The sequence below is a fragment of the Pseudomonas sp. NFX224 genome (assembly GCF_048565165.1).
Taxonomy (GTDB): Bacteria; Pseudomonadota; Gammaproteobacteria; order Pseudomonadales; family Pseudomonadaceae; genus Aquipseudomonas.
Genome location: NZ_CP183416.1, coordinates 5,202,476 through 5,218,917 on the forward strand (window position 1 = coordinate 5,202,476; position 16,442 = coordinate 5,218,917).

At 59.4% G+C, this 16,442-nt stretch carries 11 protein-coding genes; 5 read left to right on the forward strand and 6 right to left on the reverse strand.

Annotated elements, in window-relative coordinates; all coding sequences use genetic code 11:
- Nucleotide 1 precedes the first annotated feature (1 nt).
- Nucleotides 2–1,165, reverse strand: a complete 1,164-nt coding sequence (locus ACNYC6_RS23755) for an isovaleryl-CoA dehydrogenase (protein ID WP_419709413.1) — start codon at nt 1,163–1,165, stop codon at nt 2–4.
- Nucleotides 1,166–1,342: 177 nt separating this feature from the next.
- Between ACNYC6_RS23755 and ACNYC6_RS23760 the strand changes: the two genes are divergently transcribed.
- Nucleotides 1,343–3,040 carry an AMP-binding protein gene (locus ACNYC6_RS23760; protein ID WP_419709414.1) on the forward strand — a complete coding sequence of 566 codons (1,698 nt, stop codon included), beginning with the start codon at nt 1,343–1,345 and terminating at the stop codon, nt 3,038–3,040.
- Nucleotides 3,041–3,720: 680 nt separating this feature from the next.
- Here ACNYC6_RS23760 and ACNYC6_RS23765 read toward each other — a convergent pair.
- The 3 genes from ACNYC6_RS23765 to ACNYC6_RS23775 form a co-directional block, all read right to left on the reverse strand.
- Nucleotides 3,721–4,620 carry a hydroxymethylglutaryl-CoA lyase gene (locus ACNYC6_RS23765; RefSeq protein ID WP_419709415.1) on the reverse strand — a complete coding sequence of 300 codons (900 nt, stop codon included), beginning with the start codon at nt 4,618–4,620 and terminating at the stop codon, nt 3,721–3,723.
- A 147-nt stretch (nt 4,621–4,767) separates the two neighbouring features.
- Nucleotides 4,768–5,169 carry a MerR family transcriptional regulator gene (locus ACNYC6_RS23770; protein ID WP_347901080.1) on the reverse strand — a complete coding sequence of 134 codons (402 nt, stop codon included), beginning with the start codon at nt 5,167–5,169 and terminating at the stop codon, nt 4,768–4,770.
- A 204-nt stretch (nt 5,170–5,373) separates the two neighbouring features.
- The gene (locus ACNYC6_RS23775) at nt 5,374–6,303 is read right to left on the reverse strand and encodes a LysR family transcriptional regulator (RefSeq protein ID WP_419709416.1); all 930 of its coding nucleotides are present in this window, start codon (nt 6,301–6,303) and stop codon (nt 5,374–5,376) included.
- Nucleotides 6,304–6,466: 163 nt separating this feature from the next.
- Between ACNYC6_RS23775 and ACNYC6_RS23780 the strand changes: the two genes are divergently transcribed.
- A complete protein-coding gene (locus ACNYC6_RS23780; protein WP_419709417.1) occupies nt 6,467–7,696 on the forward strand; it encodes an acyl-CoA dehydrogenase in 1,230 nt (409 codons plus the stop codon).
- A gap of 113 nt (nt 7,697–7,809) precedes the next feature.
- Here the strand turns inward: ACNYC6_RS23780 and ACNYC6_RS23785 are convergent, their stop codons facing one another.
- Nucleotides 7,810–9,144: a substrate-binding domain-containing protein gene (locus ACNYC6_RS23785; protein WP_419709418.1), complete on the reverse strand. Its 1,335-nt coding sequence runs from the start codon at nt 9,142–9,144 to the stop codon at nt 7,810–7,812.
- Between the two features lie 151 nt (nt 9,145–9,295).
- Nucleotides 9,296–10,108 (reverse strand): exodeoxyribonuclease III, encoded by an 813-nt coding sequence (gene xthA, locus ACNYC6_RS23790; protein ID WP_419709419.1) that lies wholly within the window; start codon nt 10,106–10,108, stop codon nt 9,296–9,298.
- A gap of 184 nt (nt 10,109–10,292) precedes the next feature.
- On the opposite strand from xthA, the gene ACNYC6_RS23795 reads away from it, so the two are divergent.
- From ACNYC6_RS23795 to ACNYC6_RS23805, 3 genes are all read left to right on the forward strand, one after another.
- Nucleotides 10,293–10,937, forward strand: a complete 645-nt coding sequence (locus tag ACNYC6_RS23795) for a GNAT family N-acetyltransferase (protein ID WP_419709420.1) — start codon at nt 10,293–10,295, stop codon at nt 10,935–10,937.
- A gap of 64 nt (nt 10,938–11,001) precedes the next feature.
- A complete protein-coding gene (locus ACNYC6_RS23800; protein WP_419709421.1) occupies nt 11,002–12,729 on the forward strand; it encodes an autotransporter assembly complex protein TamA in 1,728 nt (575 codons plus the stop codon).
- The gene (locus tag ACNYC6_RS23805) at nt 12,726–16,394 is read left to right on the forward strand and encodes a translocation/assembly module TamB domain-containing protein (protein WP_419709422.1); all 3,669 of its coding nucleotides are present in this window, start codon (nt 12,726–12,728) and stop codon (nt 16,392–16,394) included. The genes ACNYC6_RS23800 and ACNYC6_RS23805 overlap by 4 nt, the downstream gene beginning before the upstream one ends.
- The last annotated feature ends 48 nt before the right edge of the window (nt 16,395–16,442 follow it).

Genomic DNA, 16,442 nt, shown 5'->3' on the forward strand with positions numbered 1-16,442 from the left:
TTTAGCGGGTTTCGTTGAACAGTTCGCGACCGATCAGCATGCGACGGATCTCACTGGTGCCGGCACCGATTTCGTACAGCTTGGCGTCACGCAACAGACGGCCGGCCGGGAATTCGTTGATGTAGCCGTTACCGCCGAGAATCTGGATCGCGTCGAGGGCCATTTGCGTGGCGCGCTCAGCGCTGTAGAGGATCACCCCGGCCGCGTCCTTGCGCGTGGTTTCGCCGCGCTCGCAAGCCTGGGCCACGGCATACAGGTAGGCGCGGCTGGCGTTGAGTTGGGTGTACATGTCGGCGACCTTGCCCTGGATCAACTGGAACTCGCCGATACTTTGGCCGAATTGCTTGCGATCGTGGATGTACGGAACGATGAGGTCCATGCAGGCCTGCATGATCCCGGTAGGGCCGCCCGAGAGCACGACGCGCTCGTAGTCGAGGCCGCTCATCAGCACTTTCACGCCGCCGTTGAGCACGCCGAGAATGTTTTCTTCCGGCACTTCGACGTCATCGAAAAACAGCTCGCAGGTGTTCGAACCGCGCATGCCGAGCTTGTCGAACTTGTTGCTGCGGCTGAAGCCTTTCCAGTCGCGCTCGACGATGAAGGCGGTGATGCCGTGGGGACCTTTTTCCAGGTCGGTCTTGGCGTAGATCACGTAGGTGTTGGCATCAGGGCCATTGGTGATCCAGGTCTTGCTGCCGTTGAGCACATACTTGTCGCCACGTTTTTCGGCGCGCAGTTTCATCGATACCACGTCGGAACCGGCGTTCGGCTCGCTCATGGCCAGTGCGCCGATGTGCTCGCCGCTGATCAGCTTCGGCAGGTATTTGGCTTTCTGTTCGTGGTTGCCGTTGCGGTTGATCTGGTTGACGCAGAGGTTGGAGTGGGCGCCGTAGGACAACGCCACCGAGGCCGAACCGCGGCTGATTTCCTCCATGACCACCACGTGGGCGAGGTAGCCGAGGCCAGCACCACCGTACTCTTCAGGAACGGTGATACCCAGCAGGCCCATGTCGCCGAACTTGCGCCACAGGTCGGCGGGGAACAGGTTGTCAATGTCGATCTGAGCGGCGCGCGGGGCGATCTCTTTGGCGACGAAGGACTGAACCTGATCGCGCAGCATGTCGATGGTTTCACCGAGGGCAAAGTTCAGGGATGGGTAGCTCATGGGTCACCTTTTGGCTTTTTTGTAGGGTGGGGAGGGCAGTGATTCGGCTCTCACCTTTACGTTAACGTAAGCGTGTGACGAAAGGCTGTCAATCACCCTTTACGTTAACGTCAACTTGGGTGATTCTGTAGGCGCGAGCGAGCTCGCTCCTACACAATAAAGACAATAGGGGTCGTCATGGATCAACCCAGTGCAAGCCCGCAACGCAGTTACACCCGTGGTTCCCAGGACAAAGCCTTGCTGGCGATGACCATCGGCCAGGCGTTCGACAGAACTGTCGCGCAGTATCCGACCGGAGAAGCGTTGGTCGTACGCCATCAACAGCTGCGCTACACCTGGCGGCAACTGGCGGATGCGGCAGATGCGCATGCCCGAGCACTGCTGGCGCTGGGCTTGCAGGCCGGTGACCGTCTCGGCATCTGGGCGCCGAATTGCGCGCAATGGTGCATCACACAGATCGCCACCGCGAAAATCGGCGTGATCCTGGTCAATATCAACCCGGCCTACCGCAGTTCTGAACTTGAATACGTATTAAAGCAATCGGGTTGCCAGTGGCTGGTTTGCGCCGGGGCTTTCAAAACCTCCAACTACCACGCCATGCTGCAAGGCCTGGTGCCGGAGTTGGCCGAGCAATCCATCGGTAAATTGCAGAGTGAACGCCTGCCGGATCTTCGCGGTGTGATCAGCCTGGATGCGCAACCGCCCAGCGGTTTTCTGTCGTGGTCGCAATTGGCCGGACTGGCGGGCAGCGTGTCGGGCGAACAACTGCGCGAACGTCAGGACAGCCTGCATTTCGATCAAGCGGTGAACATTCAGTACACCTCCGGCACCACTGGTTTCCCCAAGGGCGCGACCCTCAGTCACTACAACATTCTCAACAACGGTTACATGGTCGGCGAAAGCCTCGGGCTGACCGCCGCGGATCGTCTGGTGATCCCGGTGCCGTTGTATCACTGCTTCGGCATGGTCATGGGCAATCTGGGTTGCATCACCCATGGCAGCACCATGATTTACCCCAACGATGCCTTCGACCCGTTGCTGACCCTGAGCACCGTCGCCGAAGAAAAAGCCACCGCACTCTACGGCGTGCCGACCATGTTCATCGCCATGCTCGATCAGCCGCAGCGTGCCGAATTCGATCTGTCGAGCCTGCGCACCGGGATCATGGCGGGGGCGACGTGCCCGATCGAAGTGATGCGTCGCGTCATCAGCGAAATGCACATGAGCGAAGTGCAGATTGCCTACGGCATGACGGAAACCAGTCCGGTGTCGTTACAGACCGGTCCGTCAGACGACCTGGAGTTGCGCGTCACCACCGTCGGTCGCACCCAGCCGCAGCTGGAAAGCAAGATCATCGACGAGGCAGGCAATCTGGTACCGCGCGGCACCATCGGTGAATTGTGTACTCGCGGTTACAGCGTGATGCTCGGCTATTGGAGCAACCCGCAAGGCACGGCAGAAGCCATCGACCAGGCGGGCTGGATGCACACCGGTGATCTGGCGAGCATGAACGACGAGGGTTACGTGTGCATTGCCGGGCGTAACAAGGACATGATCATCCGCGGTGGTGAAAATGTTTACCCGCGGGAGCTGGAGGAGTTCTTCTTCACCCACCCGGCTGTGGCCGACGTGCAGGTGATCGGTATTCCTTGCTCACGCTACGGCGAAGAGATCGTTGCCTGGATCAAGTTCCACCCCGGCCACAGCGCCACCGAGCAGGAGCTGCAAGCGTGGTGCAAGGAGCGCATCGCGCACTTCAAGACGCCGCGTTACTTCAAGTTCGTTGAGGAGTTTCCGATGACGGTGACTGGCAAGATCCAGAAATTCCGGATGCGCGAGATCAGTATCGAGGAGTTGCGCATCGATAAAGCCTGACTCTTTCCCCTGTGGGAGCCTGCTCGCGATGGCGGTTGAACATCCAGTATTGATGTCGACTGACCCACCGCTATCGCGAGCCGGCTTGCTCCCATAAGGGGCAGTGGTGAAATATCCAAACGCCAGACAGCACAAAGGGGAGCCGAAGCTCCCCTTTAATTTTCGTTGCGCGTGCTCTTTTTTTATTATTGAGGGTCGGTCTGTTGTTGTTTTTGGCAACCGTTGCCCTTTACCGCTGTTTTTGGCGATCCCCATCCGGGATCAAGAGCAAACGTATTTTTTTGAGCGCTGATCTACTTTCTCGCTGAGCGATCCAACCGATTCGGGAGCTACCTGAAGGTAGTTTTATTTTTCTCTGTCCGGTTGCGGGTAACTCCGAAAAGCACCCTGAAAAGCACATCTTCTCCAAAAAAATCTGTTAGCTGCGTCTCTGCCGTGTTGTTTTTGTTATGTCAGAGTCGTTACGTCTTGTTTTTATTAGGGTTGCCGCAATTTTTTTATTCTTGTTGTGCGATAGATATAGCAGAAGCCGTGCCAACTTTTAAAAACCCTTTAAAATCAATGTCTTGGGTTTTATTAGGGTTTTGCGACTCAGGGAAAACCCTACATTTTGTTTCCGTGTTACTCGCTTGCGCCCACGTTTCAGCGTTTGCGGTAACACTCGGACACATTCCCCCCAGTCATTGTGCGCTGCGAGCCTTGGCCACACGCGAACCGGTAGGGCGACCCAATACACTGCAGATTTGCTGGCCGGCTAGGATCAATGCGTCGAGGTTGATTCCTGTTTCGATACCCAGGCCGTTGAGCAAGTAAACCACGTCTTCGGTGGCAACGTTACCGCTGGCGCCCTTGGCGTATGGGCAGCCGCCGAGGCCGGCGATGGAGCTGTCGAACACCGCGATACCTTCCAGCAGGCTGGCGTAGATATTGGCCATGGCCTGACCGTAGGTGTCGTGGAAGTGCCCGGCCAGTTTTTCTCGCGGCACCTCAGCCGACACCACTTCGAACATCTTGCGCGTTGCGCCGGCGGTGCCGGTGCCGATGGTGTCGCCCAGCGAAACCTCATAGCAGCCCATGGCGTAGAGCTCGCGGGCGACAAGGGCGACTTGCTCAGGTTTGACGTGACCTTCATAAGGACAGCCCAGCACGCAGGACACGTAACCGCGCACCGTCACGCCGTGTTGTTTGGCCGCGTCCATGATCGGCACAAAACGCTCCAGGCTTTCACTGATCGAGCAATTGATGTTGCGCTGGGAAAACGCTTCCGACGCCGCCGCGAACACCGCGACTTCCTTGACTCCGCTGGCCAAGGCGTCTTCAAAACCGCGCAGGTTGGGGGCGAGGGCGCCGTAGGTGACGCCCGGTTTGCGCTGGATCTGCGCGAAGACATCAGCGGAACCGGCCATCTGCGGCACCCACTTGGGCGAAACGAAACTGCCGACTTCTATATAGCCCAGGCCTGCAGCCGTGAGCGCGTCGACCAGTTGCACCTTGTCGGCGACGCTGATGGGTTGGGCTTCGTTTTGCAGACCGTCACGAGGGCCGACTTCGACCAGGCGTACATGGGTGGGAAGGGACATGGGGATTCGACCTGTGTTGATTGTTCGGAGAGCCCTGTAGGAGCGAGCCTGCTCGCGATGTGCACCCAGGCACCGCGTTTTGCCAGCAGACACGGGTCATCGTTAACGACCATCGCGAGCAGGCTCGCTCCTACAAGGGGGCGGGGTTTACTGAACCGATTCCTGGCTCTTGAGCGTCTGCTCAAGCGCCTGCACGCAACGCTCTTCCGCGGTATCGAGCTCCAGTTTCATCTGTTCGATGTCCAGCAACTGCTGTTCCAGCTGTTCCCGGCGCTCGCTGATTTTCACCAGCATGCTGTGTAACTGCTTGGTGTTACCGCTGGAGGGATCGTAAAGCTCGATCAACTCGCGGCATTCGGCCAGGGAAAAACCGATGCGCTTGCCCCGCAGGATCAGCTTCAGGCTGACCTTGTCACGAGGCGAATAGATACGTTCCTGACCACGACGTTCAGGGCTGAGCAGGCCTTGCTCTTCATAGAAGCGAATAGCGCGGGTGGTGATGTCGAGCTCGCGGGCGAGGTCGGAGATGCTGTAGGTCTGGCTGCTCATGGGCGCGCTCGAATAAGGTTATGGCGCTAAGCTAATGGCAGGTTGACGTTTACGTCAAGGGGCAGCGATTTTCATCGTTCTTGCTGGCCTCATCGCGAGCAGGCTCGCCCACAGTGGTTCTTCATTGAACTCAATATCTGCGTTCGACAAATAATCCCTGTGGGAGCGAGCCTGCTCGCGGTGGCGGCACCCCGGTATCAAGTCCTACACCTTTTCGAGCTTCTTCTCGTGCGCCGTCACCTGCTGACACAACTCGATCATCTGCTCACGCATCCAGCGGTTGGCCGGGTCCTGGTCGGTGCTTTCGTGCCAGTAGAGGTGGGTTTCCACGGGTGGAACATCGTTGACCGGCAGGTTGAAAGCGTGCAAATCGTTACGACGGGCGAAGCGTTCCGGTACGGTCATGACCATGTCGGTCTGCTGCATCACCTGTGATGCCATCAAGTAATGCTGTGAGCGCAGGGCAATCTTGCGCTGGATGCCCATCTTGCCAAGTGCCAGGTCGACATAACCGAGACCGCTGCGACGGCTGGAAATATGGATGTGGGTCAGCCCCATATACTCATCGAGGCTGAGCTTTTCCTTCCCCGCCAGCGGATGCCCCTTGCGCATGGCACACACGTAGCGGTCTTCCATCAGTTTGACGTGACGCACCTGCGGGTCGGTGTTGAGCGGTGCGTCCACCGCGAAGTCGAGGCGACCGGCCGCCAGTTCCTTGGTGGTTTCGCGGCGTTTGGACAGGAAACTTTCAATGATCACGGTCGGTGCCAGGCGACGCAAACGCTGGAACAGCGGTGGCAGGATCACCGCTTCGGTGAGGTCGGTCATGCTGATGCGGTAGGTCTTGTTCGCCTGCTGTGGGTTGAAGATGCGGCTTTCCTGAACGGAGATGCGCAGCAGCGAAAGCGCGTTGCGTACCGGGCCGATGATGTTCTGCGCCATCGGAGTGGGCACCATGCCCTGGGCGGTACGGACGAAGAGCGGGTCGTTGAAGGTCTCGCGCAGGCGGGCCAGAGCGTTCGACACCGCCGGTTGGGTGATGCCGACGATCTGCCCGGCACGGGTCAGGTTGGCTTCGGTGTAGATCGCGTCGAAGACGATGAAAAGGTTGAGGTCGACCTTGCTCAGATTCATTACGCGGCTCTCTTATTGTGTGGGCGGCTGGCCTTGAAGATCAGCCGATCATATATCGGTGATGAATGTTAATACACGCCGAGAATAGGCTAGGTAAATTTTCGTAGCTGTTCTAGCATCGATTGCATGACCTAAACAACCTCTCCCAAGAAGGTAGCTGCCCATGGATTTCGCTTATTCGCCCAAGGTTCAGGAACTGCGTGAGCGCGTGACCGCGTTCATGGACACCTACGTTTACCCCGCCGAAGCCGTGTTCGAACGTCAGGTCGCCGAGGGTGATCGCTGGCAGCCGACCGCGATCATGGAAGAACTCAAACTCAAGGCCAAGGCTGAAGGGTTGTGGAATTTGTTTCTGCCTGAGTCGGAACTCGGTGCCGGCCTGACCAACCTCGAATACGCACCGCTGGCGGAAATCATGGGCCGCTCTCTGCTCGGGCCGGAGCCGTTCAACTGCTCGGCGCCGGATACCGGCAACATGGAAGTGCTGGTGCGTTACGCCAACGAAGAACAGAAACAGCGCTGGCTCGAACCGCTGCTGCGCGGTGAGATCCGCTCGGCGTTCGCCATGACCGAACCGGACGTTGCGTCCTCCGACGCCACCAATATGGCCGCACGTGCCGTGCGTGATGGTGACGAGTGGGTCATCGATGGCAAGAAATGGTGGACTTCAGGCGCTTGCGATCCACGCTGCAAGATCCTGATCTTCATGGGTCTGAGCAATCCCGATGCACCGCGCCATGCCCAGCACTCGATGATTCTGGTGCCGGTAGATGCGCCTGGCGTGAAGATCGTACGCCCACTGCCGGTGTTCGGTTACGACGACGCGCCTCATGGTCACGCCGAAGTGCATTTCGAAAACGTGCGGGTGCCGTACGAAAACGTCCTGTTGGGTGAAGGACGCGGCTTCGAAATCGCTCAAGGTCGCCTCGGCCCTGGCCGGATTCACCACTGCATGCGTTCGATCGGCATGGCCGAGCGCGCGCTGGAACTGATGTGCAAGCGTTCGGTAAACCGCACGGCATTCGGCAAGCCATTGGCACGCCTGGGTGGCAACATCGACAAGATTGCCGACTCGCGGATGGAAATCGACATGGCACGCCTGCTGACGTTGAAAGCGGCGTACATGATGGACACCGTCGGTAACAAAGTGGCAAAAAGCGAAATCGCGCAGATCAAGGTCGTCGCGCCGAACGTTGCGCTACGGGTGATCGACCGGGCGATCCAGATGCATGGCGGGGCAGGGGTTTCCAATGATTTCCCGCTGGCCTACATGTATGCGATGCAGCGCACCCTGCGCCTGGCCGACGGCCCGGACGAAGTGCACCGCGCGGCGATTGGCAAGTTCGAGATCGGCAAGTACGTGCCGAAAGAGATGATGCGCAGCGGGCAGTAAGACCGCAGCGGCTTCAATCGCCAGCAGGCTGGCTCCCACAGGCTCAGTGTGATCCCTGTGGGAGCCAGCCTGCTGGCGATGGCGTCGTGGCATTCAATACATCAACATCAGATTCAATACACCCAAACCTCAACCCGGCGATTCCTGATCCGCCCCTCATCTGCGCTGTTGGCCGCCACTGGCATTACCGCGCCAAAGCCGCGAATCTCGCGCAACACCACGCCGCTTTTCACCAGTTCCCGCCGTACCGCCATGGCCCGCAGTTTCGACAACAGGTCGGCGCGCGCCGGGTCGTCCTTGGCGTCGCCAAACCCCACCAGTGTTACCTGACGGTCTGACTTGTCGTGCTGTTCTATATAGTCGAGCACTCGCGAAAGGTCCTGCCGCGCCTTGTTGTCCAGATTGGCGCTGCCTTCCTCGAAGCGAAAATTCACCGACAACCGCTGTGCGTGTCGGCTGAGCGCCTGATAAGCCTCGGGCATTAGCGCATTCGGTGTGACGGCCATGGCCTGGACGGTTTGGGCGATAAAGCCATTGGCCGCGACAATCGCCTGGCCTTGACGGCTTTGGGCGAACGCTACCAGCGCTTGCGCCCAGGGATTATTTCCGGAAGGCGGCAGATAAAGGAACAAGCGGCGTGACAGCGGATAGTCTTCGGTGGCAATCAGGCTGTTGAGCGGCAGCATGGCTTGTGACTGACCATCGACAATCGCCACGGCTGTGGCTGAACGCACGTAGGGCAGGCCGATAAAACCGATGCCTTGCGGGTCAAGGCTGACCGCGTCTGACAGTTGTTCACTGGATTCGAAGCGTTTCGCGGCGCTGCTCAGGGATTTCCCACGACCGCTGAGGACCAATTCCTTGAACGTGTCGTATGTGCCGGACTGATCATCCCGCGCATAAAGGTGAATCGTCCCGCCACTGCCGCCGAGCTCTTCCCAGGTCTTGACCTCACCACTGAAAATCCGCGCCAGTTGCACGGTGTCCAGTTGATTCAACGGGTTTTGCGGGTGAAGGATGATTGCCAGGCCGTCGATGGCAATGACTTGCTCGGCGCCGGGGCTTTTCAGGTCGCCAAGAGATTCGAGGCTCAGCAGTTCGCTGTCCTTGATAGGACGTGATGAAGCGGCGAGATCGGCGCTGCCGTTTTTCAACGCGCTGAAACCGGTGCTGGAGCCGTGGGCCGCGAGTTCCACTTCGACCCGTCGTCCTTGCGCGGTTTCGCCGACGATCCGCAACTCATTGGCCTTGTCCGGGGCCTCGCTGTGGACCTTGAGCAAACCCTGTTCGCGCAAAAGTCCCTCGACCAGCGCCGGGCCCAAGGCGGCGCCGATGGTGTTGGAACCCTGGATGCGCAGGGCCGGCCCGTGTTCGGGGATCGGCAAGGTGCCGGCCGTTGCCATTTGCGGCAGGCACAGCATCAACAGGAACAATACGCGCAGCGTCATGCCGGCACCTTATATAGCCAAAGGAGGTGTCGGGAGATTAAGTCAGTGAGGTTTCTGAAATATGACAGCGAGAAGATCGCAGCCTGCGGTGGCTCCTACAGAAAGTATCTGCTGATTCTGTAGGATCTGCCGCAGCTGCGATCTTTGCGTTTTAGCTCAATTCAAGCCAGATCGGCGCATGGTCCGACGGTTTTTCCATGCCGCGCAGTTCATAGTCGACGCCGGCCGCCTTGACCCGTGGCAACAGGCCGTGGGAAGCGAGGATCACATCGATGCGCAGCCCACGCTTGGGCTCGTCCTCGAAACCACGGCTGCGGTAGTCGAACCAGCTGAAGACGTCAGCCACTTCCGGGTTCAGGTGACGGAAGCTGTCAGTCAGGCCCCAGTTTTTCAGGCGTGCCATCCACTCGCGCTCTTCCGGCAGGAAGCTGCATTTCCCGGTTTTCAGCCAACGCTTCATGTTGTCCGGGCCGATGCCGATGTCGCAGTCTTCCGGGGAAATGTTCACATCACCCATGACCACCAGCGGCTGGTCTTTCTTGAACTGGCTTTCCAGCAGTTGCTGCAGATCGCTGTAGAAGCGTTGCTTGGCCGGGAATTTGGTCGGGTGGTCGCGGCTTTCACCTTGTGGGAAATAGCCGTTCATGATGGTCACCGGCACGCCATTGGCGTCGGCGAACGTGCCCCAGATAAAGCGCCGCTGCGCGTCTTCTTCATCGGTGGCGAAACCTTTGTGCAGGGCCAGCGGTTCCTGGCGAGAGAGCAGGGCGACGCCGTAATGGCCCTTTTGCCCGTGGAAATACACGTGGTAGCCCAAGGCCTTGATTTCATCGAGCGGGAACTGGTCGTCGTGGACTTTGGTTTCCTGCAACCCGATCACATCAGGCTGATGCTTTTCGATCAGCGCCGCCAGCTGATGGGGACGGGCGCGCAGCCCGTTGATGTTGAAGGAGACAATCTTCATGGTCGGCAGTCCTGGCAAAAGGGCGATGCTAGCTGACATGTAGGAATCGGGCCAGTGCGAGGTGGGACGTTTACCATTTCATTGCCTACACTGATTCCGAATCAGCACGGAACTGTGTCAGCGCCACTGAGTTCGTACCAATAAGAGCGCAGCCGCCCGAGCTGTGCCGGGGAGATTAACCGTCATGCCCGAAACCGCCATCGCCGATATTCACATGCTCGACAGCGGCTATTCCCGCGAAGCGCGTTCGCTGTTGTATCAGGCTTACCGCCACGAGCCGACGTTCGGCTACCTGTTCGAAGCCGAGCGCCCCGGCTACGAACAGCGGGTGCGCGCGACCGTGCGCGAACTGGTCAAACAGCACTTTTTGCAGGATTTACCGGCCATCGGCCTGCTGGTCAACGATCGCTTGATCGGTATCGCCCTGATCGCACCGCCGCAACGTCGGCTGGGGATCACCGAAAGTTGGGCCTGGCGTTTGCGCATGGTGCTCAGCACTGGCTTTCGCTGCACGCGGCGCTACCTTGAGTATCACGATGCGGTGGCGGCGTGTTCGCCGTCCGACTCGGTGCATGTCCTGCCATTGCTGGGGATTCACCCGCAATTCCAGGGCAAACACTTCGGCGAGCAATTGCTGCAAGCCGTGCATAACTGGTGCGCGGTGGATGAGAATTCCCAGGGAGTGATGCTCGATACCGGCAATCCGCGTTATCTGGAGTTCTATAAGCGCCAGGGTTACGAGGAAATCGGCGAAGTGGCCGTAGGACCGATTCGCGAACACGTATTTTTTCACGCCAACCCGCAGGTCGTGCAGAGCGCAATCGCTTAAGGTCGAACTTTCCTTGCGTGGCAGGCTCTATCACGCTCCCGTGCCCGTGATAGCATCCGCGCCTATGAAGTTTTCAGGAAGAATTACCAGTGGCGTGCTCATGCTGATTAGCAGCTGTGCGGCACTGGCGCAAAGTGAATTGGATGTGCGGGTCAAACCGTCCAACGATGAACTCAAAGCCAATATAGAGGGCTATATCGGCAGTCTCGGCGATCGTGACGAAGAGGCCTTGTTGCGCTTCAGCCGTGGCGCCGAGGAACAGGCGCGCAAGGCTGCCCAGGCCTTGGGTTACTACCAGCCACAAATCGACAGCGACGTGACGGGTGGCAAGACGCCGCACCTGATACTCAATATCGTGCCCGGCGAGCCGGTGCATCTGCGCAACGTCACCCTCCGTATCGACGGCCCGGCCGCCTCGCTAAAATCCTTTCGCGTGCCCAAGAGCCATGCGCTGCAAAGCGGTGCGGTGCTCAATCATGGTCAATACGACGACGCCAAGCGGCTGATCCAGAACCAGGCTTCGCGCTACGGTTTTTTCAGCGGCCATTTCACCCGTTCCAAACTGTCGGTCGACCCGCGAGCCGGCGTGGCCGATATCGAGCTTATTTATGACAGTGGCCCTCGCTATTCACTGGGCAAGGTCAAGTTTGAAGGCGACACGCCGTTTGACGAAGACCTGCTGCAACGCATGGTGCCGTTCAAGGCCGGCACGCCATACGACTCCGAACTGATCGCCGAACTCAATCAGGCGCTGCAATCGAGCGGATACTTCGAGGGTGTGCGGGTGGATGCCGCGCCGACCGCGTCCAAGGACGATGTGATCCCGGTGGACGTCAAACTGGAAACCCGCAAACCGCGGACCATGGGCTTGGGTTTGGGTTACTCCACCGACGTCGGCCCTCGGGTCAAGGCCAACTGGACCCGGCACTGGGTCAACCCGCAGGGCCACAGCTATGGCTGGGAGACGGAAATTTCAGCGCCTCGGCAAAACGTCGGGCTGTTCTACGACATTCCGCTGGACCCGCCTTTGACCGACAAACTGCGTTTCGCCGGGGGCTATCAGAAAGAGGAAATCGCCGACAAGGACAGCCTCAGCAAACTGCTGACCATCGGCCCGGAATGGCACAGCAAGTTGCCCAGCGGCTGGCAGCGGGTGGTCTCGCTGAAGTGGCAACGTGAGGAATACCGACTCGGCGACGACTCCGGGCTCAGTACCCTGTTGATGCCGGGCGTGAGTTATTCGTACTTGAAAAGCGACAACCGCATCGACCCGCACAATGGTTATCGCCTGCAATTCGAAAGCAAAGTGGCCAAAGAAGGGTTGGGCTCGGACAACAACCTGTTGTACGGCACGGCACTGGTCAAAGGCTTGACCACGGTGTTCGACAAGCACCGTTTCCTCGGTCGGGTGCAGGTCGGCGGCAGTGCCACCAACGGTTACAAGTCCATTCCGCCGTCACTGCGCTTTTTTGCCGGTGGCGACCAGAGCGTGCGCGGCTACGACTATCAGAGCCTGTCCCCGGAAAACAACGAGGGTGACCGCATCGGTGGCCGCTACATGGTCGCCGGCAGCGTCGAGTACCAATACTCCGTCGCTGAAAAGTGGCGAGTCGCGACCTTCGTCGATCAGGGCAATTCCTTCAATACACTCGAACTGCCGAATCTCAAGACCGGGGTCGGTATCGGCGTGCGCTGGGTTTCGCCGGTAGGGCCGATTCGTCTCGACCTGGCCCATGCGCTGGATGACGACGGTGGCATTCGCTTGCACTTTTCCATGGGGCCTGAGCTTTGAAACGTGGCTTGAAAGTAACGCTGCTGGCGATCCTGACGCTATTGATGCTGGTGGTTCTGACGCTGGCCACCGTGTTGGGTACGGCGACAGGCAGTCGTTGGGCGCTGGGCTTTGTACCGGGCTTGAGCCTGGATAATTTTCAGGGTCGCCTGGGCGGGCAATGGAGTGCTGACCGCGTGCTGTGGCAGCAAGACACCAGTCGCGTTGAACTGAGCAAAGTCATCTTCGCCTGGTCGCCGCTGTGCCTGACACGCATGACCTTGTGCATCGATCAATTGCAGGCGGAACAGGTCAGCCTGCAATTCCCGCCCGGTGCGGAAGAGCCAAGCAGCGGGCCGATCAGTCTTCCCGATTTGAAGCTGCCGGTGGCGCTGGAACTGGGAGACATTAAGGTCGGCAGCCTGCTGTTCAATGGCAGTGAACAGCTCAAGGGCTTGCAGCTGGCGGCGCACTGGACAGAACAGGGCATGCAGATCGACTCGGTAAAACTGCAGCGTGACGATCTGAGCCTGAGTCTGTCGGGGCGTCTGCAGCCCGGGGGAAACTGGCCGCTCACCGCTGAGGGCCAATTGACCCTGGCGACGCCGGCGCCTTGGACATTGGCCTTGAAGATTGACGGCGACCTTCTGAAAACCCTGAACCTGAAAGCCGACAGCAGCGGCTATCTCACCGGGCAACTGACTGGCGAGCTGCAACCGCTGGCGGAAAACCTGCCGGCCGAGGTGCGCATCACTGCTGACGGCTTCAAGCCCAGCGCCGATCTGCCGGACACGCTGCAATTCAATCAACTGGAACTCACCGGCGACGGTGACCTGAAAAACGGTTATGCGTTACTCGGCAAAGCCACGCTCCCTGGGGAAAAAGGCCCGGTCGCGCTGGTACTGCAAGGCAAGGTCGACGCCAACGGCGCGCAGATCGCCGCGTTGGACCTGACCGCCAACGACAAGCAAAGCCTCAAACTCATCGGGCAGGTGGACTGGAGCAAAGGCCTGAGCGCCGAAGCGAAAATCGACTGGCTGGATTTCCCGTGGCACAGCCTCTATCCGTTGATTGACGAACCGGAAGTGGCCCTGCGCAGCTTCAACGGTGAAGTCTCGTACACCGACGGCAAGTACCTCGGCCACTTCAATGCGGCGCTGGACGGTCCGGCCGGTGCGTTCACCCTGACGAGCCCGTTCGCTGGCGACCTGACGAAAATCTATCTGCAACAAATTCAACTGGTGGCGGGGCAGGGCAAGGCTGAAGGGCATTTGAACCTGCAATTCGCCGATGGCATCGCCTGGGACACCGCGCTGGATCTTTCGGCGATCAACCCGGCGTACTGGGTTGCGGAATTGCCGGGCACCCTCGCTGGACCGTTGCGCAGCAAGGGTGAACTGAAGAATGAAAAACTCAGCCTCACTGCCGACCTTGATCTGAAGGGAAAACTGCGGGGTCAACCGGCGATTTTGCAGGCCAAGGCCGACGGGGCGGGTGAGCAATGGAATCTCAACGCCCTACAGGTTCGCCTTGGTGACAACAGCATCAACGGCAAGGGCAGCCTGCAACAGAAACTCACCGGGCAGATCGATATCAAGCTGCTGCGCCTGGCTCAGCTCTGGCCGCAGTTGCGCGGGCAGATCAATGGCCGGATCGATGTCGCCGGTACGCTCAAGGCACCGCAAGGCAAGCTCGGGCTGCAAGGCACGCAGTTGGCTTTCCAGGACAATCGTCTGCAAAGCCTCAACCTCGACGCGACCCTCGACAGCGCGCAACGGGCGAAAATCGACCTCAAGGGCAGCGGCATCCAGGCGGGCGATACCTCGCTGGGCACGCTGACCGCCAGCGGACAGGGCGACATCAAGAACCAGAAGCTCAACCTCGACCTGCAAGGGCCGAAGCTCAAACTCGCGCTCGGCCTCGACGGTGCGTTGGATAAAGGCAACTGGCGCGGACGTCTGGCCAGTGGCGACATCCAGGCCGGGGGGCAGGACTGGACACTGCAAGGTCCGGCAAAACTGGAGCGGCTGGCGGACGGCAAAATCAACTTTGGCGCCCATTGCTGGGCGTCCGGTCCGGCCAGTCTGTGCGGCGAAGATCAGCGCCTGATGCCGGAACCGAAGCTGCGTTATCACCTCAAGCAATTCCCGATCGACAGCCTCGCACAGTGGCTACCGAAGGATTTCGCCTGGCAAGGTCGACTCAACGCGGACGTGCAACTGGACTTGCCCGCCAGTGGCCCGAACGGTGTGATCAGCATCGATGCCAGCGGTGGCACGTTGCGTGTGAAGGAGAAAGACCAGTGGCTGGACTTCCCGTACCAGACCCTGAAACTCACCAGCAAACTCACGCCCAAGCGCATCGACACCGACCTTAATTTCGTCGGTGGCAAGCTCGGCGAACTGATGGTGCAGGCTCAGATCAATCCATTGCCGAAGAACAAACCGTTGACCGGTTCCTTCCGTTTGAATGGCCTGGACTTGTCGGTGGCGCGGCCGTTCGTGCCGATGGTCGAGAAACTCACCGGACGTTTGAATGGCAGCGGCACGATTTCCGGCGGGTTGTTGGCGCCGCAGGTCAACGGCAGTCTGCAACTGAGCGACGGCGAAGTGTCCGGCCCCGAGTTGCCGATGGAGATTCAAGCCTTGCAGTTGCAGGCCGTGATCGCCGGCGAAACCGTGCAACTCAACGGCGGCTGGAAAAGCGGCAAGACCGGGCAGGGCAGCCTGAACGGCAACATTGCCTGGGGCCAGGCGCTGGTGGTTGATCTGGCGCTCAAGGGTTCGCAGTTGCCGGTCAGCGTTGAACCGTACGCCAAGGTCGAAGTGGCGCCGGACCTGAAAATCTCGATGAAGGGCGATGAACTGGCCATCGCCGGCAAAGTGCTGGTGCCCAAGGGCGACATCACCATCCGCGAGTTGCCGCCATCGACGGTCAAGGTGTCCGATGACACGGTGATCGTTGGCCAGCAAACCGAGGAAGGCAAACCACCGCTTGCCATGAAAATGGACATCGATGTGGTGGTCGGCGAGGAAAAACTCAGCTTTGCCGGGTTCGGCCTGACCGCGAATGTGAAGGGGCATGTGCACATCGGCGACAACATGGACACCCGTGGCGAGTTGTGGCTCAACGACGGTCGCTACCGAGCCTACGGCCAGCGCCTGTCGGTGCGTCGGGCGCGGTTGCTGTTTGCAGGTCCCATCGACCAGCCGTACCTGGACATCGAAGCCATCCGTCAGACGGATGACGTGATCGCCGGCATTCGCTTGAGCGGCAGCGCCGAGCAGCCGACCACGCAAATTTTCTCCGAACCGGCGATGAGCCAGGAGCAGGCGTTGTCTTATCTGGTGCTGGGCCGTCCGTTGAGTACCAACGGTGAGGACAACAACATGCTCGCCCAGGCGGCGCTCGGTTTGGGGTTGATGGGCAGTTCCGGGGTGACGGGTGGTCTGGCGAAGAATCTGGGGATTGAGGATTTCCAGCTCGATACTCAGGGCAGTGGTAATGCCACCAGTGTTGTGGCCAGCGGTAATCTTTCGGAGAAGCTCAGTTTGCGCTATGGGGTTGGGGTGTTTGAGCCGGCCAATACCATTGCCTTGCGTTACAAGCTGAGCAAGAAGGTTTATCTCGAAGCGGCTGGGGGCGTGGCGAGTTCGCTGGATATTTTTTATAAGCGGGATTTCTAGAGGGCCAGCCAAAAGCAGCCCGACACCACCGGCCAACTAATTACTAAG

Coding starts and splice junctions, on each gene's coding strand:
- ACNYC6_RS23760 (WP_419709414.1), top strand. CDS start 1,343: ATGGATCAACCCAGTGCAAGCCCGCAACGCAGTTACACCCGTGGTTCC.
- ACNYC6_RS23765 (WP_419709415.1), bottom strand. CDS start 4,620: ATGTCCCTTCCCACCCATGTACGCCTGGTCGAAGTCGGCCCTCGTGAC.
- xthA (WP_419709419.1), bottom strand. CDS start 10,108: ATGAAGATTGTCTCCTTCAACATCAACGGGCTGCGCGCCCGTCCCCAT.
- ACNYC6_RS23785 (WP_419709418.1), bottom strand. CDS start 9,144: ATGACGCTGCGCGTATTGTTCCTGTTGATGCTGTGCCTGCCGCAAATG.
- ACNYC6_RS23800 (WP_419709421.1), top strand. CDS start 11,002: ATGAAGTTTTCAGGAAGAATTACCAGTGGCGTGCTCATGCTGATTAGC.
- ACNYC6_RS23775 (WP_419709416.1), bottom strand. CDS start 6,303: ATGAATCTGAGCAAGGTCGACCTCAACCTTTTCATCGTCTTCGACGCG.
- ACNYC6_RS23770 (WP_347901080.1), bottom strand. CDS start 5,169: ATGAGCAGCCAGACCTACAGCATCTCCGACCTCGCCCGCGAGCTCGAC.
- ACNYC6_RS23755 (WP_419709413.1), bottom strand. CDS start 1,165: ATGAGCTACCCATCCCTGAACTTTGCCCTCGGTGAAACCATCGACATG.
- ACNYC6_RS23795 (WP_419709420.1), top strand. CDS start 10,293: ATGCCCGAAACCGCCATCGCCGATATTCACATGCTCGACAGCGGCTAT.
- ACNYC6_RS23780 (WP_419709417.1), top strand. CDS start 6,467: ATGGATTTCGCTTATTCGCCCAAGGTTCAGGAACTGCGTGAGCGCGTG.